The organism is Leeuwenhoekiella marinoflava DSM 3653 (assembly GCF_900129005.1).
Taxonomy (GTDB): Bacteria; Bacteroidota; Bacteroidia; order Flavobacteriales; family Flavobacteriaceae; genus Leeuwenhoekiella; species Leeuwenhoekiella marinoflava.
In genome coordinates this window covers 99563-125966 of record NZ_FQUN01000015.1, presented here as the reverse complement: position 1 = coordinate 125966, position 26404 = coordinate 99563, and the positions used below count along the sequence as shown (strand labels likewise).

Below are 26404 nucleotides of genomic sequence, written 5' to 3'. Positions count from 1 at the left end.
GCAAAAGCGAGGCTTTGCTTTTTTAGGATATATACTTTTTAGCTATTGCATCTACACAGTTGATACCATCAATAGCTGCAGACATAATTCCGCCGGCATAACCTGCCCCTTCTCCACAAGGATAGAGCCCACTGATCTCTACATGTTCTAAAGTCTCAGAATTACGCGGAATAGAAACCGGTGAAGAAGTACGGCTTTCCGGAGCATGTAAAACGGCATCTTTAGATAGGTAGCCTGGCATTTTCTTTCCGAAGATCACAAATGCTTTTTTCAACCGTGAAGCAATTAAATCTGGCAAAACTATATTTAGATCTGCACTTACAATTCCAGGTTGGTAGGAAGTTTTAGGAAAATCATCTGAAATTCTTCCTTTTACAAAATCAGTCATACGTTGTGCAGGAACTTGCTGCGTTTTTCCGCCGAAAACCCAACACGCATGCTCCACGGATTTCTGAAAATTTAGACTTACAAAGGGATCTTCGGGCGTATAATTGGGTAAATCTTTGGGCTCAACACTTACCACAATTCCTGAGTTTGCATACGGATTATTGCGTTTACTTGGGCTCCACCCATTGGTCACTACCTCATCCTGAGCCGTTGCACAAGGCGCAATAATTCCTCCGGGGCACATACAGAAAGAATATACGCCCATTCCATCAACTTGTTCTACCAGACTATAGGCTGCCGGAGGTAAATAAGGATTATCAGTCTCCCCGTGATACTGAATGTAATTAATGACTTCTTGCTGATGTTCTATACGCACACCAAGCGCAAAGGGTTTTGCTTCAATCTTGACTCCTTTATCGTGCAACAAGTAAAAAATATCACGTGCCGAATGCCCTGTTGCCAATACTACCTCATCAAAAGCAAAATGATCTGCTTCATTTATAACGATTCCCTTAATGGCTTTATTTTCAATAATTAAATCGGTCAGTTTAGCATTAAAATGCACCGCTCCTCCGGCTTCAATTATAGCTTCACGCATTGCCGTTATTACTTTAGGCAACTTATTAGTACCTATATGTGGATGTGCATCAACTAATATATCTTCATCTGCCCCAAAATGAACCAACCATTCCAGCCCTTTTAAAACGTTACCGCGTTTTTTAGATCGGGTATAGAGTTTTCCGTCAGAATAAGTACCGGCACCACCTTCGCCAAAACAATAATTAGACTCCGGATTTACGATTTGATCTTTATTGATTTTAGCCAAATCACGCCGACGTTCACGCGCATCTTTTCCTCGCTCAAAAACTATAGGCTTTAGACCAGCTTCAATTGCACGTAAAGCTGCGTAAAGTCCGGAAGGGCCAGCACCAATTATTGCAATTTGAGGAGCTTGAGAGACATCTTGAGAAATAAAAGCATTCAGGCTTTTTCTTTCCTCTCCCGTTTGCCAAATCTCAATCTGTAACTGGAGTTTTACCGGTTTATTACGAGCATCAATAGAACGTTTTCTAATACGCCAGTCTGAAACCATACTCGGCTTTACTCTAGCTTTTTGTAAAGCCTGTTTCAAAATATAATCCCGTTCCTCGAGTAATTCGGGTCTGATGGTAATTAAGGTAAGTATACTCATAGACTGCAAATATACTTTCTATTTAAATAGATTTGGCAGAAACCCAAAAAAGGCTCTGTCTTACCAACAGAACCTTTTAAATAATAATCAATCCAAAAATTAAACTAAGACTTACAGCTTATAAACTCTTACATAATCAATACTAAACTCCTGCGGAAAAATACGATCGTCAACTTCAGGACCTCCAAAGTTTCCCCCAATTGCCATATTGATTATGAAATAGAAAGGCTGATCAAATGGCCAAACCTCGTTAGTTTTATCTTCAGGACTGTAAATAAATACCGATTGATCATCTACAAAAAATTCAATTTGTTCTGGAGACCATTCTGCTGCGTAGGTATGATACCCCTCTTCAATAGCTTCAAATTTTGTTTTTTTACTAAAAGCACTATCACCATGACCAGCAGGAACATGCAATGTGGTATACACCATATCCTCTTCTCTTCCTACATATTCTAAAATATCAATTTCACCGCTTGCAGGCCATCCCACTTGCTTGATGTCAGTACCCAGCATCCAGAAAGCCGGCCAGATTCCCTGTCCTATTGCTAGTTTTGCACGAGCTTCCATTCTACCATATTGAAACTCATGTTTTCTTTGTGTTGTAATACGCGTAGAAGTATACCTGTCCCCCTCTTTTTTGGCGGTAATAATCAACTTGCCGTCTTCTAATCTATGGTTTTCTTTAGTATATATCTGGCGCTCGTTATTTCCCCAACCGCAAAGGTTAGGACAACCGTCTCCTAGTTCAAAATTCCAGGCGGTAAGATCTAATTCTTCACCATTAAACTCATCTGACCAGACCAATTGTGGCTGTTGTGCTTTGCATGAGCTTAATACTACCAAAGTAAAAAGAGGTTTTTCATTAGTTTTTGTATTGAAAAGTTACTTTTTGTAAATCAACAGAATTGCTTCCCACCATAACTTCAAACTCACCAGCTTCTGCTTCCCACATTTTATTTGCTGTATAAAACTCTAATGTTTTAGGCGAAATGGTGAAGTTTACCGTTTTTGATGCTCCCGGTTCTAAAGTAATCTGACGGAAATCACGAAGTTCTTTTACCGGTCGTGTGCGACTGGCAAATAGATCGTGAATGTAAAGTTGAATCGTTTCTTTACCAGCAACCTTTCCGGTATTTGTAACTTCTACAGAAAGTTCGATAGTTGCATCTCCTGAAAACTCTTCTGCACTCAGCTGAAGCTTTCCATATTCAAAAGTGGTATAACTCAACCCGTAACCAAACGGAAACAACCCCTCTCGAGAACCATCCTGATATCCGGAATACGTTACCATATCACTAAAAGGTCTCCCGGTATTTTTCTGATTGTAATACAAAGGCTCCTGCCCCACATTACGCGGAAAAGAAACCGGTAATTTCCCAGACGGATTGTAAGCTCCAAAAAGCACATCTGCAATTGCATTACCTGCTTCTGAACCTAAAAACCAGGTTTCTAAAATAGCAGAAACCTGCTCATTAGGCTTGCTTAAATCTAACGGACGCCCGTTCATTAAAATCAAAACAATGTTGCTGTTAATTTCTGAAACTGCATCAAGTAAATCTTGCTGAACACCGCGTAACTTAATCCCTGTCTGGCTGCGTCCTTCCCCGGTTTGAAAAGCATCCTCTCCTAAAACCATAACCACAACCTCTGAATTTTCAGCAGCTTCAACGGCTTCTGTTAATCCAGATTTATCAGCCTCGTTAATTTTTAAGGGCATTAGAAAGCTACGCTCACCCATACCTAAATCGGCTCCTTTAGCATAATTGATTGTAGTAGCTGAACCAACAGCCTTCTTAATTCCTTCTAAAACTGAAACTGCTGAATTCTTATTAGCCTGCGCACGCCAGTTTCCTAAAGGAGAATCTTTATCATCTGCTAACGGACCGATAACTGCGATGCTTTTTACATCTTTCTTTAAAGGTAAAACCTCGTTTTCATTTTTCAGCAATACAATAGATTTACGAGCGATATCACGAGCAGCTACTAAATGTTCTGGTGCGAGTAAAACTTCTTTCTCCCGTTTAGCATCACTGTACTTATAGGGATCTTCAAATAAACCCAAATGAAATTTTACACGTAAAATTCTACGGACAGCAGCATCCAATAAAGTTTCGTCTATCTTACTTTGACTAACAAGAGGTTCTAAAGCTTCCTCGTACACGCGACCTTCCATGTCCATATCACTTCCGGCAACAACTGCTAATTCTCCGGCTTGCATTTTATCTTTTGCAAAACCATGTGGAATTAATTCTGCGATAGATCCCCAGTCAGAAACCATAAAACCTTTATAGTCCCATTCGCCTTTCAAAATATCACGTTGTAAATGAGAAGAAGCTGTAGCAGGCACACCATCAATCTCATTAAAACTATTCATAAATGTAGCCACACCTGCTTCTGAAGCAGCCTTAAAAGGCATTAAAATAGCATTTTGCAATTCAGATTCGCCCACGTTTACCGTGTTGTAATCTCTTCCTGCTTCCGCAAAACCATAACCGGCAAAATGCTTGGCACAGGCTGCTATTGTAGCGATATCATCCAAGTTTCCTCCTTGAAAACCATTAATGCGGGCAACACCTATCACACTATTTAAATACGGATCTTCTCCGGCACCCTCCATAATGCGTCCCCAGCGTGCGTCGCGAGAAACATCTATCATAGGTGCGAACGTCCAATGTACTCCAGCTGCTGCAGTTTCTTTTGCAGCAATACTCGCACTCAACTGTATTGCTTCTAGATCCCAACTTGCACTTTCACCTAAAGGCACCGGAAACATGGTTTTGTACCCATGGATTACATCGTAACCAAAAAGTAACGGAATCTTCAAACGAGAATTCTCCATTACTACTTGTTGTGCTTCGCGAGTCGCTTTTGCAGTAAGAACATTAAGCATAGAACCTACTTCACCATTCTTCAGTTTTTCAAGTTTTGTTTTAGAATCTATGTCAGATGGTATACCGGTAACATCAAAACTACCGTTGTATTGCACCATTTGACCTACTTTTTCTTTCACAGTCATTAACTCTATAATAGAATCAATCTTATGCTCAACAACCAGGTCTAGATCATTAATACCTTTGGTTTGCGCCGTCATCTGGAATACAGGTGTAACTACCAGACACAGCGCTATTTTCAAATATTGAATGTTCATGACTAATCTCTTTGATAAACCCGTACGTAATCTACTTCCATCATAGATTCTTGAAAAGAAGCTTCAACATCTCCACCAAGATTACCACCCATTGCTACATTAAGGATCATAAAGAAATCCTTATTAAAAGGTGTACTATCGTTATTTTCAAAAATGTGGTAAACCTCATCATCTACATAAAAACGAATTTGTGTCTCGGTCCATTCTGCTGTATACACATGAAATTCTGTTGAAGCAGTAGGTACCGTTGTTTCTTCAGAAATACCATTTGCACCCGAATTTCCCGGTAAATGCAGTGTAGATAAAACTTCATTCTGGTTACGACCTACGTGTTCCATAATATCGATTTCACCAGCTCCCGGCCAAGGATTAGTCATATAATCTGCACCCAACATCCAGATTGCAGGCCACGTTCCTACTCCCTGAGGTAATTTTGCTCTGATCTCAAAACGCCCATAAGTAAACTCTTGTAAACCTTCAGACTTTAAACGTGCTGATGTAAAATTAAATCCGTTGAATGCTTCACGTTGAGCGGTTATCTTTAGTAATCCATCTTCAACAATTACATTTTCTGAACGGTCTGTATAATACTGTAATTCACTATTACCCCAGCCGGCATCACCATTGCCTAAATCATACGTCCAATTTGAAACATCAGGTGCTCCATCTGTATCAAACTCGTCTGACCAAACTAAATTTGGAAAATCATCTTCTTCCTCTTGCGGTCCAGAGTCCTGCACCGGTTTTTGAGAAGTTAAGATTACATACCAAGCTAATCCTTGATCATTTCCTTGAACTGCTCTTAAAAGCATACGGTTTTCGGTAAGTGACATTATCTCATATTCATTTGTGCCAATGTAATACCCCACAAAACCATCATCGCCAAGCGTCATTACCGTACCACGCTTGCGTTCTGGAGCTACAACAGACTCAGAAGGAGCCAATGTAACCGCTTTTTCGCCTGAAGTATCAAACTCATAACAGCTATCATCTGGAGATTGCCCACCAACAACGCTGGCATAACTTCTGTTGAAAAAAGACGCGCCTTTATTATCGTACTCGTAGGTTAGATTTTCACCATTAGAAGTGCTAAAAATAAACTCATCATCATAAGCACAAGACGCTGCAGGATTTGCTGCTAAAGCAAAAGGATCTGTAAATGAAAAGAATGCCCAGAAGTAATTCTCGTTCTCATTATCGTTATTAGGTCCCACTCCTAAATGGTTAGGTACATCTGCTGCCCAATACCAAGTTTTAGAATCACCACCCGTTAATAACTCGATGGCATCAGGATCAGAGAAATCACTTTCAACCGTAACCTCAACTAACCTAGAACTGCTCACACCAGCTTGCCCGTAAGCCAATACAGTTACCTGATACGTATTCAGACCTGTTTTTGTAAAACGCTTGGTGTAAACTCCACTGGGAGCAACCGTTGTAGATTCGTCAGGAAATGAGAACCGATAGGTAACCGCGTTATCTGCAGAAGCAGTAAACGTCACATTACCCGACCCATCATCAGTCACATCCATCGCAACTTCTAAGTTTTGAGGAACCTGTATTTGCTCTAATGTATTGTCATCATCCTGACAGCTTAATACCGTAAACAGTATGAAGCAATAGGATGCCATTTGAATTAGCTTTTTCATAATATTTTGCTATTTAATTCCTAGTTATGGAAGTATAAATTGTCTATATAAAATACTCCACCAGTATTGTGCTGGACATCAAACTTAAACTGGAATATATTGTTGATAGATATGCCTTGGTCTGTAAATGCTGAAAGTGGAATATCAATACTCGTCCACTGCTCTGGCTTAACTTCTAGGGTTACAGAACGCTCACCAGAAGTATCGATTATAAAAAACGGGATAGTTGTATAATCTGCTGACCAAACATCTATGTGAACAAAGCTATAAGCGGAAGCATCTACCTCTTCTCCAATATCAACTCCTTGATAATTAGCATTACCATATTTAATTGCTGCATTCCCACTAAGATCTATTTGCTCATAAGAAGTAGATTGTCCCCAATTAGGATAATAATTTACTCCTGTAGGATCTGTATAAGAATCACTGAATACTGAAAATACTGAACCTGCATCAGCAGATGGAACTGTTGCTGCCGTATCTGGTGTTGTTAACGACATGTAATTTTCATCATAAAAATATACATTGTCTACATACACGGTAGCTGCACCGGCAGGACCTGCTGAATATATTAATTGTGCTATATGTTCACGTCCATTAAGACCTGTAAAAGCACTAAGCGGAAGATCTAAAGAAACCCAAGAACCTTGTACAAAATCGCCATTATCTAAATTTAAGGTAACCTCATGTTCGGAGTCATCGCCCCCGTCAAAACCACCGTCTGATCCAAAATCTACTAACTTTATACGTAGTTGTGTTGCTGTTCCTGTCCAAACATCAATATTAAAATGCGTCATCGATGATGCATCAATAGGACTTACAGGTTCAACACCTACAAAACTTAGTTCGTCATATTGTTTAGTTGCATTTCCATCTATATCTATATCTGTTAAGCTTGCTTGAGACCAGTCTGTACGCCAAGTTCTCATTTCTATTTCACTATATACACCAGAAAATAAAGAAATAACAGATGCTGCTTTTTCTGTTGGATTTGGAGCTCCTTCAAGAGGTGACGTTACTTCGTATACCGTAATTACTTCAGTTGTTTCTGTAGTAGCCACACCAGCACCTTTTGCAATTATACGTATCGTATAATCTCCCAATTCTTCATATTCATGAGAAACACTTTCACCTGGCATAAACTGAACAGGATCTTCAGTTGTTTCATCACCGAAATAAACATCAAATAAAGTGACAAAATCTGCTTCTGCTGAAACAACAACATTAGAAGGATTAGCTGCCGACTGATCTACAGTTAGAACTAAGTTTTCTGGTGCTCTAAAAGAGATAGTCACTAATTGAGAATATTCACTTGTAAGACCAGTAGAACCTGTTGCTACAATACGTACCAAATATTCTCCCTCTGCATAGGTATAAGAAGCAGTTTCTCCCGCATTTATGGTTTCCGGCTCTGAACCTTCTGCCCCATAATAAATGGTAAATGTAGAAGCCCCTTCTCCAGCAGGAGTAATAATCAGCATTCCTGAATCATCTTGAGCAATGTCAAAATTCGCAGTCAAATTTTGAGGCGCAGAAATATCTTGAAATGCATAATTTGTAATGACATCATCTTCACAACCTGTAAAAACAGTAACTACCGCTAAAAATGCTACTAGTAATTTTAAAATTTTCATCGTATCGTAGTGTATTAATTAGTGTATCCTTGATTTTGTTCCCAACGGTTTCCGGCAAGTTCAATTTCTATCGCAGGTATAGGGAAAACTTCATTTTTATTTGACGTAAAACCGTCTATGTTTTGTGCCGCTCTTCCGGTACGTACTAAGTCAAAAAAGCGATGCCCCTCTCCTACTAACTCCAACCTTCTTTCATCATAAATAAAATCAGTTAAAGCAGCTCCTGAAGCAGTGATATCATGATCAGTATCACCAAAAGCTCTTCTGCGTACGCGGTTTAAATATTGCTGAGCTAAACCAGCGTTAGGGTTTGCCTTACGATTATGCGCTTCAGCCGCCATAAGTAGTACATCTGCAAAACGTATAGAACGGTAGTTGTTAGGATTGGTAAGATTCGCATCACCTAAGTTAGCATCACCTTTGCGAGCGATATACTTTCTGTTATAAAAACCGGTATGCTTATACCCCTCGTTGTACGTAGCTCCATTAGCTGCTGCAAATTCTTCTATATTAAGAATCGCGATATCTCTACGCATATCACCAGGTTCAAAAGCATCATAGGCTTCCTGAACAGGAACGTTAAAACTAAATCCACTATCAAAAAGAGGTCCTGAGTAATTTCTGATTCCGTTGAAACCTACAGCTACATTACCTTCACTACACTGTAAACAACCAAAACCTGCTCCTTCTTTATCTGTATACTGAACTTCAAAAACAGATTCTACACTGTTCTCTCCTTCTAATTCAAAAATGGTTGAATAGTCAGTTACCAAATCATAAGGACCTGCTATTACTTGGTCTAAAGCACTTGCAGCTTCAGTAAATTTCTCTTGGTATAAATAGACTTTACCTAAAAGTGCTTGTGCAGCACCACTGGTAATACGACCTTGCTCTGCTTGAGTAGCCGGAAGCGTTTCCGCAGCAAAAATTAAATCTTGCTCTATTTGTGCATAAACTTCAGCTTTAGGTGTGCGATCTACATTGAATTGATCACCAAAAAGCAAACGCTGATCTACCGCTAATGGAACATCGCCAAACCATTTTACCAATTCAAAATAATAGTACGCTCTCAAAAAACGAGCTTGAGCAATAACCTGATCTTTCCCTGAAAAATCTGTTTTATCTTGAAATTCTAATATATAATTTGCTCTGTTTACACCGGCAAACATCCAACCCCAGAGATCACGCAACTGCTGATTTACCGGAGTATGCATCATATTATCTATTTGTTGAATTCCGGGAGAATCTGTAGCACTTTCGCCACCAGATAACGTATTATCTGACGCTATCTCACCAAGCATTACATTTAAATAAGTCGCTTGTAATAAATCATAAGCTCCTACTAATGCTTCCTGATAATCTTCTTCTGAATTAAAAAAGTCTTCAGAATTTTCGTTTATAGGGTCAACTTCAACAAAGTCATCGCCACAAGCCACAAATACTGCTGAAGCTAGCATCGCAATAAACCCTAAATGTATTTTTATTTTTTTCATCGCTCTTCTATTAAAATTTGAAGTTCATTCCTGCTGTGTAGGTTCTTGGCACCGGATAAAAACCTTGGTCAATTCCGCCGCCAATTGGTGCTCCAGATGACGCAGAAGGATCATATCCGTTATATTCTGAAAGTGTAAACGCATTAGTTACAGCTATATAAAAACGCAGTTTTCTAATCCCTAACTGGTCTAAAACGTCACTACCTAAACTATATCCTAACTGCACATTTTGAAGTCTTAAATACGACCCGTCTTCAACATAAAAGTCTGAAAATAGTAAGTTAGAATTAGGACCAATGGTAACTCGAGGATACGCATTTGTAGATCCTGGTCCCGTCCAACGGTCTAGCACATAATTAGTCTTATTCGTAAGGTTCTGATTACGATCATACGAGCGTACGATATCATTACCTATGGAAGCAAAAGCATACGCCGTGAAGTCAAAATTCTTATAATTAAACCCTAGATTAAGACCCATTGTCACATCTGGAATAGGATCTCCTATATTGATATGATCATCACCATCAATCACTCCGTCATTATTCTGATCTACATATCTTAAGTCTCCCAGTGTTGCATCTGCTTGTGTCGCATGCGCATCAACTTCTGCCTGAGATTGAAAAATTCCGTTGGTTTGTAAGCCGTAGAAATATCCTATTGGGAAACCAGCCTCCATACGTGCCGGAGCTTCCTGACCGAAACCAAAACTTCCGCCGGGAATAAATCCACTTTCATTACCTACAGCAAGCACTTCATTTTTGAGTGTTGTAAAATTGTAGCTTAGATTGAAACTAGCATCATCACTTATATATTCATCATAAGAGATCGAAAATTCAAAACCGCTATTCTCTACGCTTCCTGCATTAACAATTGGCGCTCCTGCTCCCGGCGCATAAACACCCAGAATTCCAGACACTTGAGGCACCAGTAATAAATCGTCAGTACGACGTTTGAAATAATCTACAGTAAGATCAATTTTATTGTTAAACAGACGCGAATCAAAACCTACATCAAAAGTCTTTTGACGTTCCCATTTAATTTCCGGGTTAGAAAGTTGCCCTGCAGCAACACCGTTTACCAACTCGTTATCAAAAACGTAAGTTCCTTCAGCATTTAAAGTAGAAATAAATCCAAAGGCTCCAATACGGTCATTACCTAAAATCCCGTAACTCGCTCTCATTTTAAAAAAACTTAATACATCGCTACTTCCGTAGAAAGGCTCATCACTTACTACCCAACCGATAGAAGCTGAGGGAAAATAACCGAATTTATTTTGAGGTCCGAAGTTTGAGGAACCATCACGTCGCACCACAGCAGAAAGTAAATAACGTTCTTTGTAGTTGTACTGAACACGTGTAAAATAGGAAAGTAAGCGCTGATCAAATTCATTTGGACCGCTTATGTCACGAGAATCAATTACTTCTCCTGCTCCTTCTAAACTAGCTTCTTCAAAGGTGCTTCCGGGAACATCACGACCTGTAAAATTGTAAAATTCTCCACTAGTCTTGAATGCAGACATACCCAACAGAATTGTAAGGTTATGATTGTCTGCAAACGTATTTTTATAGGTTAAAAAGTTATCAAACGTATAATCTCTGAAGAAGCTATCATCCACAAAATATTGATTAACTCCCAAGTTGTTAAACACTTTACCGTCACCAAAATTCAATCCTGCCGGTAAGAAACTACGCCCACGAACTTCAGAATAGTTAAACTGATAACGAGATTCTGCTGTAAAATGATCCCAGAAACTGTATGAAAGTCCAACAGTTCCGGTAATCTTATCTACTTCGTTAGAATTAAATGTATTTGCTATTTGCGCAATTGGATTAATAACCTCGTTACCTAAACCATTTGCAATAGTAAAATCACCATTTTGATCTCGCACATTAAAAGTAGGCGCCATGTTCACAGCATTAAATAATACCGAACCTAAAGCATTTTCGGAAAGTGTTTTTCGGTTAGAACGCGTGTAGATTGCCGTGGTTGAAAGTTTTAAATTTTCTAGAATATCCAGATTATAACTTCCTCTTCCTGTAAAACGATTGAAGTTCACAGCACCGCCACCTACAATACCGTCTTGATCTAAGTAACCAGCACCAACAGAATATGCAGATTTCTCTCCTCCACCATAAACTGTAGCATTCACATCAGACAATAAAGCTTGTCTAAAAACCTCATCCTGCCAGTTAGTACCTTGTCCCAGACTTGCCAGATTAGGAAACGGTGGAGCTTGGTTTCCTGCTACATAAGCCTCGTTAATAATAGCGCCATATTCCGTAGCATTCAGAACCGGAAGCTTACGTGTAGTTTCTTGCAGCCCCACATAAGAGTCTATATCAACGCGCAAGTCTGTATTTTTACGACCACCTTTTGTTGTAATAAGAATAACACCGTTTGCAGCACGAACACCATAAATACCAGCCGTTGCATCTTTTAAAACATTGATGCTCTCTATATCATTAGGATTGATAACGCTCAAATCTTCGATCACAGCACCATCAACTAGAATTAAAGGTCTGTTATCTCCATTAGTAGAAATACCCCGTATAGATATCGTAGAAGCACTACCCGGAGAACCCGAGTTAGAACTGATATTTACACCTGCAACTCTACCTTGTAGGGCCTGCTCTATACGAACCGGATTTTGATTCTCAATTGTCTCAGAACTTACAACGCTAACTGCACCTGTAATTTCTTTTTTCTTTTGAGTACCATAACCTACAACAACTACTTCATCAAGCGTGCTGGCATCTTCTATCATTTGTATAGATAAATCAGATGTATTATTAAAAGCCAACTCCTGAGTTTGAAAACCCAAGAACGAAAAAACAAGTGTGCTTTGAGCCGGTACGTCTAATGTAAATAAACCGTCAAAGTCTGTACTTGTACCCGTTGTTGTACCTTTTACAATTACATTAACTCCCGGAAGAGGCATTCCTGACACATCTGTCACCGTACCCGTCACGCGAATAGCATTGCCAGTCTGACTAAAAAGTCCGGTGCTGATCAACCCGAATAAGATCAAGGATAATATTGATTTCATAAATTATATTTTGGAAACCAAATCTAGAATTAACAAGACCTAAAATCTAAAAAGCCACCTCAACAAAAAATATACAACTTATAATTAAGAGGATTAAATGAGACAAGACACAACGAAAACGCTTGCGTAATAAGGCCTGAAGCGAAACGTTAAATTTAATTTTGTATAGGCTACAATACACTAAAAACAAAACTACTAACGTTTTCGTATAGGTAATGTATAGGTTATTTTAAGAAATGATGAGGTAGGCTAAATACTTAAAACATACTCAACAAGTCCGTCCTCGTGCTCCAACTCCATTTTTTTGCGCAAACGATATCTTTTGATCTCCACACTTCTTACCGAAATATTTAATAACGGCGCGATTTCTTTAGAAGAAAGATTCAATCTTAAGTATGCACAAAGTTTTAAATCATTTGGAGTAAGCTTGGGATGTAGTTCTTTTATCTTCTTTAGGAAGTCTTTGTCTGCATTGTTGAAAGCTTCTTTAAAGAATTCCCAATCCTTTTTAGGATTTAAGTTTTTATCGATGATCTTGATAACTGATTTTAATTCTTCCTCTTGTGAATCTGCTTTCAATTCTTTCTTGATGGCATTCAGCAACTCGTTCTTTTTTACAATATTCATCGTAGAAGCTGCCAGCTCCCTGTTTTTACTTTCCACATCTTGTTGCAGCTTTTCATTTTGAAGCTTCATGATTTTCCGCTCACTTTCATAGTTGGCCAATTCCAGTTTTCTTTGATTGGTCTCAATAAGTGTTTCTTTTTGCTTGCGATAATATTTCCTATTGTATATCTGTATCGCAATAAATAATGCTATCAGCAACACAATGTAAATCACAATCGCTACAACAGATAAATACCAGGGTCTTGCTATACTGAACTGATACGAAGCGATATTCTCTGAAATCTGATCTCCAATACGTGCCCGCACTTTAAACTCATAATCACCCGGAGGCAAATTCTCAAAAGTAGCTTGAGAAACCGTTGACCAACTAGACCACTCCTCATACATTCCGTCTAAAAGGTATTGATAAACCACAGACCGAAACTTATCATATTCTGCTACACTGTAATCAAAAACAAAGGAGTTATCCTTATAGTTAAAAGGTTCAGCAGTTGTTAGTGCAACAAAATTCTGTTCCTCCTTACGCGATTTATTTTGAATCGTTCTTAGAGTTATAGTGTAGGGCTTGAAATCTAACTTTTCAAGATCAAAGAGAATATAGCCGGTTGCATTACCAAAAAGATAGGTGTCATCACCAAAATCTGTAATGTTCTCAAATCCAGAAATATCTTTTCTCGTCTTAGAAGGCAACGCAATACGCCGTACCTTTAATTCATCAGCAAGTATCCCGGGTTCAAAATACATGATCTCCTGTGCGTTAAAAGCCCACAGTTTATCATTAATGCTATCATAAGTTAATTTTCCGGAAGTATATTTAGCAGTTTCTAAAAAGCCGTTACTGAGTATCGTATCCTTTACAAAGCTTTCTGCACCCTCTTTTAAAACATAAATTCCATCTTCAAAGGCAAAAAGTAATTTATCTTGATAACTGATTAAACTTGACTTGGCTCCCTTAGGAAGTTCTTCAACCAGATTATAACTTATAATCTCTGTATAATTTGCGTTAGCTCTCAGTTTAAAGACCCCTTTATATTCGTGATTTACATAAATAGTTTGATTTGCTGCAATCCCGAAATAGCGACTGGAAATATCAAAACCCGTTAGCTTATTACGTATTTGCCATTTAGAATTTAACTTCTCAAGGATATACAAGCCATTATAATTTCCTTGAATAGCTAAATTTTTAGAAGCATCAAGCCACTGAATTTTCCATGTTCCGGGTTTATCTGCTATCTTCTCAACCTTATCAGCATTCACTAAAAAAGTACCTTCGTGATGTCCGCAAAATAAATCATCTCCTAGTTTATTTAAATTCCATACTTGCCCTTTTGTTTCTGAAATTAAAGTATAGGTAGCGTTTACAGTTGTATTTTTTTTGTAAAACAATCCTTGATTGGTTCCTAAATAGCTGTAGCCTTTATGTCTAGCTGCTGCATATACAGACCCCAGCTTACCCACGTTATCCGTATAAACTTTAAAAGCGGTATTGGTATTAATTACGCTGATTCCGTTATCTAATCCTAACCAGACGTGAGCATTTTTATCTTCAAAAATACTTAGAACCGTATTATTTCCTAAACCTAAATTCTGATCAATCTGGTAAATTATATCTCCTTCAGAAGAAAGGTGAATCAATCCACTAGAAATGGTACCCAACATTATAGAACCATCGGTAAGCTTCTTAGCTGTGTAAATCGTTTTGTCTAAAAGATAATTAGTTGTGTTCTTATTCCATACAGTTGGATTACCATTATTTAACTGAAAAATGCCGCTTTTTTGAGTTACAGCTATATAGTTCTCGTTTTTCTTAAAAAAGGAAACAACAATGTTTTCTAAAAAAGGTTGAGCTTCAGAAACAAGAACAGCATTACCATTCTGCAATTGGAACAAACCCAGCCCTTCCTGCTGAAAATAAACAGATTTATCAATTAAATAGGATTGTGTAATAGAAGATTCTGAATCAAAAATTTTAACTTCTTGTGTATTATTATTGAAACTATAAATTTTATTTAGAGATTGAAATAACACCAGATCGTCTATGGCTAAAATATTCCAAAACTGCTCATCTACAACTAGTGAATTCTTTAAAGACTCGCTCAATGAAGTATATTCAAGTAAGCCGGTATTAGCATGTTGCCAATAACCAAATTCCATATAACTTCCTGTGTAAATACGATTACCCACAACTGTTACTGATCGTAAAATCGTATTGTTTGGAGATTTATAAAGGCTCCATTTTGCACCGTCATACTCTAACAGTCCTGAATTGTTTGCTACGTATATAAAATCTTGATCTCCCTGAGCAACAGCCCAGTTTTGGTTCTCTGCAGTATAATCTTCTGGTGTGAAGTTTAGAATCGGAGGAAGTTCTTGAGCATTAAATTTTATAGCCCAAAAAGCTAAAGCCAAACAAAGCAAGAATTGCAGATCTCGTAAAAAACTAAACATAGAACAGCAATTTACTCAATTAGCTTCAATAGTATTATATTGTATATTTATATTAGCTATACGTACGGTTTAGAATGCTTAATTTTGCAAAAAATTAAAAACCTAATGCTCTCAATTTTCAGCTCAAAGAAATACTTAGTAAATAAGCTTGGTAAATTTACAGATATTCACAATCATATACTACCCGGAATTGACGATGGAGCAAAAACGCCAGAAGATTCATTAAAACTTTTAGCTGGGTTTAAAGAATTTGGTATTACAGATTTGATCTGTACTCCGCACACTATGAGCGATTTTTATGCCAATACTCCCGATACTATTTTGGGCGCAGAACAATCTTTAAAATCTTTTTTAAAAGAAAATAATCAAAATGATTTTAATATTAGATCATCTTCTGAATATATGATGGATTCCGGTCTCGTGGATCTATTAGAGAACAAACAAATTCTACCATTAAAAGACAACTATGTTTTAGTAGAAATGTCTTACCTACAACCACCCGTAAATCTAAGAGAAATCTTATTTAAAATTGGTAACGCCGGCTTTACACCGGTTCTAGCACACCCGGAACGTTATGCGTTTTATCATGCCAAATACGACACATATACCGAACTAAAAAGCATCTGTAAATTTCAATTAAATGCGCTCTCAATCAGTGGCTATTACGGACCTGGTATCGCAAAAACAGCTTTACGCCTTTTAGCGGAAAATATGTACGATTTTATAGGTACAGATACGCACCATATGCGTCATATAGATAATCTAAAAAAGGTGAAATTTGCAGGAAAATATGAGCAGTCTATAGAGAAAATAATCAGCAATACCACGGCTACTTTTAGCTTTTAATTGTTAGTAACACAACTTATTTAGTAGACTTTGAACTTCATCTCTTTTATAAGATTTTGCTGCTAGAAGACACGCTTCTAACAATTCGATATTGAAATGTTGCGCTTTCTTTTTTTCAATTTGAATTAATTCGGAACTTTCAATTTGAATTGCTTTCTCTGAAGTATTTTTCAAAGATTCTTCCTGTTTTTCAGAATTTGGCAAATGAATGAACTGCACTGGATATTCTTCAACAGATGTAACTCCGGTTTCTTTGAGCACTTGATGTGCGATTTCAAGTATAGTAAAAACCTTAGGGTTCTTTGGAATGAATATACCTGCGCAATCTTCTACAACTAAAAGCCAATCTGCAATCTGATTTATTACATCAACAGTTATAAATGCACGTTTTATATTTTGACCTTTAATCTCAAGGGGTAGATTTGAAGCTATTCGATTTTTAAAAACAGGAACCACAGACCCCGAAGAACCATAAACATTACACAGTCTAAGTGTACAAATTTGGATGTGATTGTTTTCTATTTGTTTAAATACCAAATAATCTTCTACAACTTTTTTAGTTCGCCCCATCACACTTACCGGGTCTACAGCTTTATCTGTGGAAATAAATATGAAGCGTCTTACACCAGCCGTCGTTGCCTTATCTATCAACAGCTTTGCTCCATAAATATTAGTTGTAATCGCTGCACAAACATTCTGCTCCGTTAAAGAAACATGTTTATAGGCCGCTGCGTGAAAAACCGATGTGATTTTATAGTTCTGAAATAGAAAATTAAGAAACTCTGGATTACATATACTTTCTGTAAAGTAGATAAAATTCGTTTTGGGATGATTTACTTGAAGCTCTTCGATTAGATTGAATAAACCTGTTTCTGAAATATCAACCAGAATGAGTTGTTCAGGATTTTTTGAAGCGAAATTTAAACCCAACTCGCGACCGATACTTCCAGCTGCTCCGGTAACTAAAATCACTTCTAAACTTAAATCAATCCTATCGCTCATCATCAATTCGAAAAATAAGCAATTAGTGCATCTTTGATTCTATCAAGCTCATCAGCTGTCATTCCGGTTCCTGATGGTAAGCACAGACTTTGCTTCCAGAAATCTACTGCTGTAGTATTTCCAAAGTATTTTTGATTGGAATAAATCCCCTGAAGGTGCAAAGGCTTCCATAAAAATCGGGATTCAATTTCTAATTTTTCCATGTATACACGAAGTCCTTCGGGATTCTTCAATGCGCTTTCCTTAAATTGAATTACATTCAGCCAATAATTTGAATACAACTCTATGTCAGAAACTTTAAACAAATTAACTTCATCAAGTTCGGCAAATATTTCTGTATAGAATTTGTGTATTTTCCGCTTTGCGTCAACGCGTTCATTTAATGTTTTCAGTTGAGCAATCCCCAGAGCAGCATTGATTCCCGGCATGATATAATTATAACCAACGCTGTCATGCTCAAAACCAGATGCACTCACTTTTGCCTGACTCGCCAAATGACGGGCTTCTACAGCATCTTTAGTTTTTTTGCAAATCAACGCTCCGCCACCACCAGCCGTTATTATTTTATTCCCATTAAAAGACAGTATTCCATAATCCCCAAAAAGTCCGCAATATTGCTCATTGACTTTACTCCCTAGAGCTTCGGCAGCATCTTCGATTAAAGTAATCTTATGCTTCTTAGCGATTTTAGCAATACGCTGAATTTTAGCCGGTATTCCGTAAGAATGCACCACAATTATAGCTTTAGGCTCCTCCCCTTTTTCGATTAGTAATTCAATAGCATTTTCTAAAACCTGAGGACACATATTGTAGGTTTCGTTTTCGCTATCTATAAAAATGGGTTTTGCGCCTAGATAAGCAATAGGATTAGCCGTCGCAACATATGTCATGGTCTGACACAAAACAGAATCTCCCGCCTCAACACCGGCAAGAATCAAGGCCAAATGCAAAGCTGAAGTGCCTGAATTTAGCGCCACGATATCTCGTTTTGTACCCAATACTTCTTGAAGTGAATTTTCAAATTTTGTCACAAACGGTCCACCTGCTGTAATCCAGTTACCCTCAATGGCGCGTGTAATCTCAGCAACTGAATTCGCATCAAGCTGTGGTGCTGAAAGTGCTATTTTAGAAGGTTTAAGCATTAATTACGCTTGGTTTCTTTCTTAAAGTTTCTAATCTGAACATCTAAATATATGTGAAGAGCAAGCAACACCATTATTTGAAGGATTAAAAAGAACCACAAACCGATTACAGGTTCCAGAAACAAAACTCCTCCAAGTAGAATTAAGGTCACTAGAAAAATCAAACTTACAATCTGAGTATGGCTATAACCTAATCTGAGTAATGCTGAATAACTGTGTAATTTATCACGTTTAAAAAGAGGTTTACGCTTATATAAACGCAATAACAAAACGCGCGCAGTATCAAAAACAGGATACCAAAATAAGCCTGTCATAACCGGTAAACGCTGCTGATAGGATTGCAAGCGTATATTGGAAATAACTAAATCTGCTTCTAGAAAAAGAATGCAAAATACCGCACACATAAAACCCAAAAATAAAGAACCACTATCTCCCATAAATAATTGCGCTGGTTCTTTATTGAACCTTCTAAACGCAAATAAACTAGCAGCTGCACACATTAAAAATATTCCGGAAAATGGAGTCTGAAAATAAAGTAAACCCAGAAAAAAAAGTAACGCCACAGTTGTTGCCAAGCCATCTACGCCATCAATAAAATTGAATGCGTTCGTTAAAAATAACAATAAAAATATCGAAATACTTGCACTTATATAATAAGGCATTTGGTAGAAACTATGCTCTAGTATAACCGATTCTAAACGCAAATCTCCTATTAAAACAACAAAAAAAATAATCGCGAATTGAAGTGCTAATTTACTCCTCCAACCTAAAGGTTTTAAATCGTCTACAAGTCCCAACAGAAACATCGCTGCAAAGCCTATAATCACATATAAATGATTCTGTATTAAAAAGCTTCCTTCAAAAATTAAAGCGGTGATAACTATACCTATGAACAATGCAATCCCTCCAGAAGCAGGAATAGCTTTTTTATGCAGTTTTTTTCCACCGGTATCATCAATAAAATAGCTTGATAATTTTGGCTGACACAACAGCTTTGCAACTGCAAATGTTATTGCAAATGCTAACAAAGCCGGTAAAAAATATAGTAACAATTGTGGCACTACTGAGAATTTAGGTTTTCAAATATACGCTTTACACAATTGACACTAAGACATAAAAAAACCGCCAGAAAGCGGTTTATAATTATATTTCAAAAGGTTTTATTCTTCTAATGTAACGTCTAAAGTGATTTCAGCTTTCAGCAATTTTGAAACCGGACAATTTTCTTTTGCTTTTGAAGCAATTTTCTCAAAAGTCTCTGCGTCACACCCAGGTACTTTACCTTTTAAGGTTAGGTGAACTTTAGTGATTGCTCCATCTTCAAAAGTTACTTTAGCATCCGTGTGCAAATTCTCTGGAGTTAAATCTTCTTCTCCTAAAAATGCTGATAATTGCATCGTATAGCAACCGGCGTGAGCTGCCCCTATTAATTCTTCAGGGTTTGTACCTTTTCCGTCTTCAAAACGGGTTCCAAATGCGTATTTTGCACCGTCTAAAACTGTACTTTCTGTTGAGATTGTTCCCATTCCGGCTTTAATTTGCCCTTTCCAGTTTGCAGATGCGTTTCTTGAAAATTTCATATGTCTATTTTTTATTTTTTGGTTTATCTAAAACTAACCATCAAGTGCCTTCCTCACAACTATTTTAAATATAATTTAGCGTTTATAGTTCTAGTATTAACGGGCTTTAACAGCATTTTGGTTAAATTGCAACTATGAAAGCAGCTACGGTAACGCAACTCAAAAAAGAATTAAAGCACAAAGAAGAAGAAGAACTGCTTCAAATCTGTTTGCGGTTGGTAAAATTCAAAAAAGAAAACAAAGAATTACTCACTTATTTGCTTTTTGAATCGGATTATGAGGCGGGTTACCTGGCAAGTGTAAAAGAGGATATTGATGAGCAGTTTAAGACGATTAATAACAAGAATTATTACTGGATGAAAAAGTCTATACGTAAGATTCTAAGGGAAACTAAAAAGTACATTCGCTATTCCGGCAACAAAGAAACTGAGGTACAACTCCTGATTTATTTCTGCGAAAAGATGAACACGGTTAGACCTGCGATTCGGAATAATAATACGCTGCGTAATCTCTATCTCAGACAACTGGAATACATCCATAAAAAAATTGAAGCACTGCACGAAGACCTGCATCTTGATTATTATAACGCACTAGAAAATCTAAATTAAATGACACAATTACAACTGAACAACCAAGCGGTTTCAATAGATAAAGGACAATTATCAAGTTATAAAAAGGATGATCACGAATATATACATCAGGTAGGAAGTCCGGGCTGGGGAAAATCTGATGATGAGATGTTTCCGGTTATTGGACCAACTGACGAAGCCTATTTTAAAGTGCAAACCCCCAAAGGTGAAGCCATTTTAGATCAGCACGGTTTATTGCGTGAACTTACTTACGAACTGAAAAGCTCTACGGAAACTTCAGCGATTTTTGAAAAAAAATATAAAGCAGGAACCAAAGTTAAGAATTCAAAATTCCCTAAAAAGTCAGCTGAAGAATGGTTATCCTGGCCTTATGATTTCGTTTTTAAAAAGCAATTCACACTAAGTAAAAACGAGCTCAAAATCGAATTCATAATCAGCGGTGAAAAAGGAATGCCTTTTATGCTGGGGTATCATCCTGCATTTAAATTACATTCTGAAACACCTGTGGTTCAAAATGCAAAAAAAGAGATTTCTTTAGAAGAAATTATGGCTGTAGGAAGCCGCGCTTTTCAAGTATCAGATTGTACTGAAATCAGTCTACAGGACGATAAAAACATCACCATTAAATCTGAAGGTTTTGGCAACTTTATGCTCTGGACCGAAGTCACCAATATGCTTTGTATAGAGCCTATTAGTTTTTATCCTTACGCCGTAAAACAGGAAAATTTACACGAAGGTTTTCAGACTTTAGGAGATGGTGAAACAGTATTCTCTGTATTTCTAAATATCTAAACCAAAGCATTCTTCAAAACTGTTACGGGATGTACTGCTTCGCGCTGCGTCCCGTCTTTTATTTGATGTCTACAGCTTGTTCCCGGGGCTACTATTAAAGTATCATTAGTCGCCTTTCTTACTGCTGGAAACAAGGTTTGCTCTCCTATTTGCATACTCAAATCGTAATGCTCTTTCTCGTACCCAAAAGACCCCGCCATACCACAACATCCAGACGGAATAATGGTTGGTTTAAAATTGGCTGGTAAATTGAGAATATTAAAGGTATGCTCTATACCGCTCAATGCTTTTTGATGACAATGCCCGTGGATTTTAAGTTTTTTTGATTCGGTAGTAAAAGAGGTTGCTTTAATACGTTCTGCTTTGATTTCAGCATTTAGAAATTCATCTATTGTAAATGTATTTTTTGCAAGCTTTTTAGCTGCTTCAACATCTTTTGCCAGCCTGATGTATTCATCTCTAAACCCTAAAATCGCTGAGGGTTCAACACCAATTAATGGATGTTCTTCATCAATTAAATCTTTAAAAGTCTGAATGTTTTTCTGAGCAGCTTTCCGTGCATATTTTAAAAAACCTTTTGATATAAATGACCTGCCGCTTTCTGCGTGCGTTACGATGCGCACTTCATAATTCAACCGCTGCAACAAAACCACTGCATCCTCCCCTATCTGAGCGTCCAGATAATTGGTGAATTCATCAGCAAAAAGATAGACTGTCTTTATAGGATTTTTAGGATTGAACGCTCTAAGTCTTTTAAAGCGCTTACGTAAAGTTTTTTTCGCCAGAGGCGGAAGGCTTCTTTCTGGAGCAACTTCTAAAGTTTTTCTTATGAATTTACCGCTCAATTTAGCTTTATACAATCCGTTTGTGATACTGGGAAGCACCGCAGCAAATTTGTTCAGGTAAGCATTAAATGCAAATGCCCGAGTTCTTAACGAACTTCCATTTTCCTTTTTATATTGATATTCAAACTCCGCTTTTAAAGCAGCCACATCCACATTGCTGGGGCATTCACTCGCACAAGCTTTACAGCTTAGGCAAAGGTCAAAAACATTTTTTAGTTCTTTATGATTGAAGCTATTTCTTCGCTCAGAATTCGTTAAAATCTCACGAAGTGTATTGGCTCGACCACGTGTAGAGTCTTTTTCATCACGTGTTGCACGATAACTGGGACACATCGTTCCACCAGCTTCGGGCATCTTTCTACAATCACCAGAACCGTTACATTGTTCTGCCGCTCTTAAAATTCCCTGCGTATCGCTAAAATCCATCAGTGTTTCAATCTCCGGTTCATCGCGATCTGGCGTGTACCGTAAATGTGCATCCATAGGTCCTGCATTTACGAGCTTCCCGGGATTGAAAATATTCTGAGGATCAAAACTGTTTTTAATGCGTTTTAAGCGCTCATAATTTGCACTGCCTAACATCAACGCTACAAACTCTCCACGTACGAGACCGTCACCGTGCTCGCCGCTCATAGAGCCTTTATATTTCTTTACCAACTGTGCAACCGCAGTAGTTATCTGCCGAAATAAAATAACATCATCGGCTCGCTTTAAATTTAGAATAGGTCGTAAATGTAATTCGCCTGCTCCCGCGTGTGCATAGTACACCGCATCCTGTCTAAATTTTGCCATTAATACGCTAAACTCTTTAATATATGGAGCCAGGTCTTCAAGAGCTACGGCGGTATCTTCTATACACGCCACCGCTTTACGGTCACCTACGATATTTCCCAACAAACCTAAACCGGCTTTACGTAATTCCAAAGCCTGGCTAATCTCTGAACCTTCTAAAGTAGGATAGGCATAACTTAAGCCTGATGCTTCTACCGTTGCAATAAGTTCTACCGCTGCTTTGCGAGCCTGATCTATTGTTTCTGCACGTACTTCAAGCATTAAAATAGCTTTCGGATCACCTGCTATAAAAAATCGATTTTTTTGCTGCTCCCGGTTATTTAATGTACAATCTAAAATAACCTTATCCATCATTTCACAAGCGTACAGCTTATGCTTCATAGCAGGAACAACAGCTTCTAAACAGGCTTCAATACTTTCAAAATGTGCAGCGATCATCACTCCGTTTGCCGGTGGTAATTCATCTAATTTCAGGGTGATTTCTGTTGTTAAAGCTAAAGTACCTTCACTTCCTGCCAGCAGTTTACACATATTAAAATGCTGGGTACTCGTTTCTTCAAAAACCGAATTATCAAGCAATGCATCTAATGCATACCCGGTATTTCTTCGATGAATTTCAGGTTTGGGATAATTTTCCCGAATTTCCTTTTGGGATTCTGAAGTGTTTAATTCTTCAAAAATGCTTCGGTATAAATCGCCTTCCCTATTTTTTAGCTTCCGCTTTTGCGAAAACTCTTCAGCTGTGATTTCATTAAAAACAGCTTCGTTTCCATCACTTAAAAGAGTTTTCAATTGAACCAGTTTATCTCGTGTAACTCCGTACTGAATAGAAGTCGTTCCTGAAGAATTATTACCCACCATTCCACCAATCATACACCGATTTGACGTTGACGTATTAGGACCAAAAAACAAGCCGTGAGGTTCTAAATATCTATTGAGCTCGTCTCGAATCACTCCCGGTTGTACGGTAACCGTCTTATTGACTTTATCAAAAGAAATAATCTTTGTGAAATGTTTAGAAACATCAACCACAATACCATCTCCCACACATTGACCAGCAAGAGAAGTTCCAGCGGTTCGCGGTATCAACCCTATCTGATGCACGCCGGCAAATAAAATAAGTTTCTTTAAATCCTGCTCATTTTCTGGAAAAGCAACAGCAACCGGCAACCTGCGATAAACTGATGCATCTGTAGCATACAAATGTTTGTGTAAATCATCATAAACCAAATCTCCTTCAAGAGATTTGGCAAGTGTTTTTAAAGCGTCTGAGAGGTTTGAAATCATAGGCTAAAGTTACAATTAATCCCTTTGAAGGCATTAACACATGATTAGATAAGCTTAACAAAAGATTGGCGCAACGGCTGTAAGCACTCAGCTTATCTCAGATTACATTTGCAATACTAACATTTAAAAAGATTTATAATTATGAAAAAAGTATTAATCGCATTTGTACTCATTGCAGGATTTTCTTTCACTTCACAAGCACAGGATATCGCTCCTAACGCATTGGGTTTAAGATTGGGTGACAGTGACGGTTTTGGTGCAGAAATTTCTTATCAAAGAGCTTTAGGCGGAAACAACAGATTAGAATTAGATTTAGGTATTAGAGATGGTAAAAATTACGACGGATTTAAACTTGCAGGTCTTTACCAATGGGTATGGAATATTGATGGTGGCTTTAACTGGTACGCTGGTGTAGGTGGTGGTCTTGCCTCTTACGGATATGATGATAATCGTTATGACGATGACACTTTTGTATTTGCTGCAGGTGATATAGGTATTGAATACAACTTTGATATTCCGTTAGTTTTATCACTTGATTTCAGGCCAGAAATTGGCTTTGGTGATAATAATCCTTACTACGACAATAATGATTTAGATTTTGATATTGCATTGGGTATACGTTACCAGTTTTAATCAATCAAAATAGCACATAAAAAAGCCGTGAATTTTAAAATTCACGGCTTTTTTATGTGTTAGAATCTGGGAGTTTAAGCTAAAGACGCTTTAGTCCTAGGCTGATTTTTTTTGATTGCCTTTGCGTAAACCTCTTCGTACATCGGTACTATTTTTTCTATACCAAACTGAGTTGCCTGCTGTCTTGCCTGTAATTTAAATTGAGCCAAACTATCATCTGTTTTTAGAATTTTAAGCGCGTTGTTTGCCATCGTTTTAACATCTCCTACATCGCTTAAAAAGCCTGAAAAACCTTCGGTATTCACTTCTGAAAGTCCGCCTGCATTTGAAGATATCACCGGTACTCCATGCGACATCGCTTCAAGCGCAGCTAGGCCAAAACTTTCAGCTTTAGAAGGAAGCAAAAACAGATCTGAAAAACAAAGTATTTTATCAATCTCATTACTGTTTCCTAAGAATATAACTTTACCTGCAATACCCAATTCTTCAGCGAGTTTTTCAGCAGGGACACGTTCTGGTCCTTCACCCACCATAATAAGTTTTGCTGGTATTTCCTTTTGAATACGATAGAAAGTCTTAATCACATCAGGAATACATTTTACCTCCCGCATGTTACTAATATGCGTAATTATACATTCGTTTTCAGAAGCCATTAATCTGCGTTGACAATCTGTAAATGAGTTTTTAACTATGCTGAGATCTATAAAATTGGGGATAACCTGAATCTTTCTTTTAATATTAAACAAGCGATTAGTATCGTCTTTTAGACTCTGAGAAACCGAAGTCACCACATCACTTTTATTGATACTGAAGGTTACAGCTGGTTTATAAAAGGGATGATTACCTACTAACGTAATATCAGTACCGTGCAAAGTTGTCACCATAGGTATGGTTATCCCTTCTTGCTCAAGCATTTTCTTTGCCATATAACCTGCATATGCGTGTGGTATCGCATAATGCACGTGTAAAACATCTATATGATATGCCTTGATAATCGTAACCAGTTTGCTGGAAAGCGCCAACTCATAAGGCTGAAAATGAAACAGCGGATACTCCGGTACATTTACCTCGTGAAAAAATATTTTTTCATTAAGTAAATCAAGTCTTACCGGCTGTTTATAAGTGATAAAATGAACTTCGTGACCGCGTTTAGACAACGCAATACCCAGCTCTGTAGCAACAACGCCACTACCGCCAAAAGTGGGATAACAAACTATAGCAATTTTCATGACGTAAAATTACCAATTATTACGCCAGCTTAAGAATTA

Annotated in this window: 18 protein-coding genes; 4 read left to right on the top strand and 14 right to left on the bottom strand. The window is 37.7% G+C overall.

All coding sequences use genetic code 11. From position 1 onward, the window contains the following. Positions 1–22: 22 nt before the first annotated feature. The 8 genes from BUB91_RS14385 to BUB91_RS14350 form a co-directional block, all read right to left on the bottom strand. Positions 23–1579, bottom strand: a complete 1557-nt coding sequence (locus tag BUB91_RS14385; RefSeq protein ID WP_073099989.1) for an NAD(P)/FAD-dependent oxidoreductase — start codon at positions 1577–1579, stop codon at positions 23–25. 111 nt (positions 1580–1690) lie between these two features. After that, positions 1691–2425 carry a glycoside hydrolase family 16 protein gene (locus BUB91_RS14380; RefSeq protein ID WP_073099988.1) on the bottom strand — a complete coding sequence of 245 codons (735 nt, stop codon included), beginning with the start codon at positions 2423–2425 and terminating at the stop codon, positions 1691–1693. 19 nt (positions 2426–2444) lie between these two features. Beyond that, a complete protein-coding gene (bglX, locus tag BUB91_RS14375; RefSeq protein ID WP_073099987.1) occupies positions 2445–4730 on the bottom strand; it encodes a beta-glucosidase BglX in 2286 nt (761 codons plus the stop codon). Between the two features lie 2 nt (positions 4731–4732). Further along, on the bottom strand, positions 4733–6379 hold the full coding sequence (locus BUB91_RS14370) for a family 16 glycosylhydrolase (RefSeq protein ID WP_073099986.1): 1647 nt from the start codon (positions 6377–6379) through the stop codon (positions 4733–4735). A gap of 20 nt (positions 6380–6399) precedes the next feature. Next, positions 6400–8013 (bottom strand): CIA30 family protein, encoded by a 1614-nt coding sequence (locus tag BUB91_RS14365; protein ID WP_073099985.1) that lies wholly within the window; start codon positions 8011–8013, stop codon positions 6400–6402. 14 nt (positions 8014–8027) lie between these two features. Then, entirely contained in the window at positions 8028–9506 is a 1479-nt protein-coding gene (locus tag BUB91_RS14360; RefSeq protein WP_073099984.1) for a RagB/SusD family nutrient uptake outer membrane protein, read from the bottom strand. A gap of 10 nt (positions 9507–9516) precedes the next feature. After that, positions 9517–12552, bottom strand: coding sequence for a SusC/RagA family TonB-linked outer membrane protein (locus BUB91_RS14355; RefSeq protein ID WP_073099983.1), 3036 nt, complete (start codon positions 12550–12552; stop codon positions 9517–9519). 249 nt (positions 12553–12801) lie between these two features. Beyond that, complete coding sequence (locus BUB91_RS14350; protein ID WP_083557955.1) at positions 12802–15627, bottom strand: helix-turn-helix and ligand-binding sensor domain-containing protein; 2826 nt, start codon at positions 15625–15627, stop codon at positions 12802–12804. Positions 15628–15732: 105 nt separating this feature from the next. Here BUB91_RS14350 and BUB91_RS14345 point away from each other — a divergent pair, with 105 nt between their 5' ends. Then, positions 15733–16473 (top strand): tyrosine-protein phosphatase, encoded by a 741-nt coding sequence (locus tag BUB91_RS14345; protein ID WP_073099982.1) that lies wholly within the window; start codon positions 15733–15735, stop codon positions 16471–16473. 3 nt (positions 16474–16476) lie between these two features. Here BUB91_RS14345 and BUB91_RS14340 read toward each other — a convergent pair whose 3' ends face one another. From BUB91_RS14340 to BUB91_RS14325, 4 genes are all read right to left on the bottom strand, one after another. Next, positions 16477–17478: a polysaccharide biosynthesis protein gene (locus tag BUB91_RS14340; protein ID WP_073099981.1), complete on the bottom strand. Its 1002-nt coding sequence runs from the start codon at positions 17476–17478 to the stop codon at positions 16477–16479. After that, positions 17478–18617: an aminotransferase class I/II-fold pyridoxal phosphate-dependent enzyme gene (locus BUB91_RS14335; protein ID WP_073099980.1), complete on the bottom strand. Its 1140-nt coding sequence runs from the start codon at positions 18615–18617 to the stop codon at positions 17478–17480. The genes BUB91_RS14340 and BUB91_RS14335 overlap by 1 nt, the downstream gene beginning before the upstream one ends. After that, on the bottom strand, positions 18617–19678 hold the full coding sequence (locus BUB91_RS14330; protein ID WP_128759363.1) for an MraY family glycosyltransferase: 1062 nt from the start codon (positions 19676–19678) through the stop codon (positions 18617–18619). Before BUB91_RS14330 ends, BUB91_RS14335 begins: the two co-directional genes overlap by 1 nt. A gap of 99 nt (positions 19679–19777) precedes the next feature. Further along, a complete protein-coding gene (locus BUB91_RS14325) occupies positions 19778–20197 on the bottom strand; it encodes an OsmC family protein (RefSeq protein ID WP_073099978.1) in 420 nt (139 codons plus the stop codon). Positions 20198–20331: 134 nt separating this feature from the next. On the opposite strand from BUB91_RS14325, the gene BUB91_RS14320 reads away from it, so the two are divergent. After that, complete coding sequence (locus BUB91_RS14320) at positions 20332–20805, top strand: hypothetical protein (RefSeq protein ID WP_073099977.1); 474 nt, start codon at positions 20332–20334, stop codon at positions 20803–20805. Further along, the gene (locus tag BUB91_RS14315) at positions 20806–21579 is read left to right on the top strand and encodes an aldose 1-epimerase (protein ID WP_073099976.1); all 774 of its coding nucleotides are present in this window, start codon (positions 20806–20808) and stop codon (positions 21577–21579) included. Here the strand turns inward: BUB91_RS14315 and BUB91_RS14310 are convergent. After that, positions 21576–24503, bottom strand: a complete 2928-nt coding sequence (locus BUB91_RS14310) for an FAD-binding and (Fe-S)-binding domain-containing protein (protein ID WP_073099975.1) — start codon at positions 24501–24503, stop codon at positions 21576–21578. The genes BUB91_RS14315 and BUB91_RS14310 overlap by 4 nt on opposite strands. A gap of 141 nt (positions 24504–24644) precedes the next feature. Here BUB91_RS14310 and BUB91_RS14305 point away from each other — a divergent pair, with 141 nt between their 5' ends. Continuing rightward, complete coding sequence (locus BUB91_RS14305) at positions 24645–25136, top strand: hypothetical protein (RefSeq protein WP_073099974.1); 492 nt, start codon at positions 24645–24647, stop codon at positions 25134–25136. 74 nt (positions 25137–25210) lie between these two features. Here BUB91_RS14305 and bshA read toward each other — a convergent pair whose 3' ends face one another. Continuing rightward, on the bottom strand, positions 25211–26365 hold the full coding sequence (bshA, locus tag BUB91_RS14300) for an N-acetyl-alpha-D-glucosaminyl L-malate synthase BshA (RefSeq protein WP_073099973.1): 1155 nt from the start codon (positions 26363–26365) through the stop codon (positions 25211–25213). Between the last annotated feature and the right edge of the window lie 39 nt (positions 26366–26404).

Bases quoted from the DNA above. Each gene is read 5' to 3' on its own strand.
- BUB91_RS14385 (WP_073099989.1), bottom strand. From the start codon at position 1,579: ATGAGTATACTTACCTTAATTACCATCAGACCCGAATTACTCGAGGAA.
- bglX (WP_073099987.1), bottom strand. From the start codon at position 4,730: ATGAACATTCAATATTTGAAAATAGCGCTGTGTCTGGTAGTTACACCT.
- BUB91_RS14370 (WP_073099986.1), bottom strand. From the start codon at position 6,379: ATGAAAAAGCTAATTCAAATGGCATCCTATTGCTTCATACTGTTTACG.
- BUB91_RS14365 (WP_073099985.1), bottom strand. From the start codon at position 8,013: ATGAAAATTTTAAAATTACTAGTAGCATTTTTAGCGGTAGTTACTGTT.
- BUB91_RS14360 (WP_073099984.1), bottom strand. From the start codon at position 9,506: ATGAAAAAAATAAAAATACATTTAGGGTTTATTGCGATGCTAGCTTCA.
- BUB91_RS14355 (WP_073099983.1), bottom strand. From the start codon at position 12,552: ATGAAATCAATATTATCCTTGATCTTATTCGGGTTGATCAGCACCGGA.
- BUB91_RS14350 (WP_083557955.1), bottom strand. From the start codon at position 15,627: ATGTTTAGTTTTTTACGAGATCTGCAATTCTTGCTTTGTTTGGCTTTA.
- BUB91_RS14345 (WP_073099982.1), top strand. From the start codon at position 15,733: ATGCTCTCAATTTTCAGCTCAAAGAAATACTTAGTAAATAAGCTTGGT.
- BUB91_RS14340 (WP_073099981.1), bottom strand. From the start codon at position 17,478: ATGATGAGCGATAGGATTGATTTAAGTTTAGAAGTGATTTTAGTTACC.
- BUB91_RS14335 (WP_073099980.1), bottom strand. From the start codon at position 18,617: ATGCTTAAACCTTCTAAAATAGCACTTTCAGCACCACAGCTTGATGCG.
- BUB91_RS14325 (WP_073099978.1), bottom strand. From the start codon at position 20,197: ATGAAATTTTCAAGAAACGCATCTGCAAACTGGAAAGGGCAAATTAAA.
- BUB91_RS14320 (WP_073099977.1), top strand. From the start codon at position 20,332: ATGAAAGCAGCTACGGTAACGCAACTCAAAAAAGAATTAAAGCACAAA.
- BUB91_RS14315 (WP_073099976.1), top strand. From the start codon at position 20,806: ATGACACAATTACAACTGAACAACCAAGCGGTTTCAATAGATAAAGGA.
- BUB91_RS14310 (WP_073099975.1), bottom strand. From the start codon at position 24,503: ATGATTTCAAACCTCTCAGACGCTTTAAAAACACTTGCCAAATCTCTT.
- BUB91_RS14305 (WP_073099974.1), top strand. From the start codon at position 24,645: ATGAAAAAAGTATTAATCGCATTTGTACTCATTGCAGGATTTTCTTTC.
- bshA (WP_073099973.1), bottom strand. From the start codon at position 26,365: ATGAAAATTGCTATAGTTTGTTATCCCACTTTTGGCGGTAGTGGCGTT.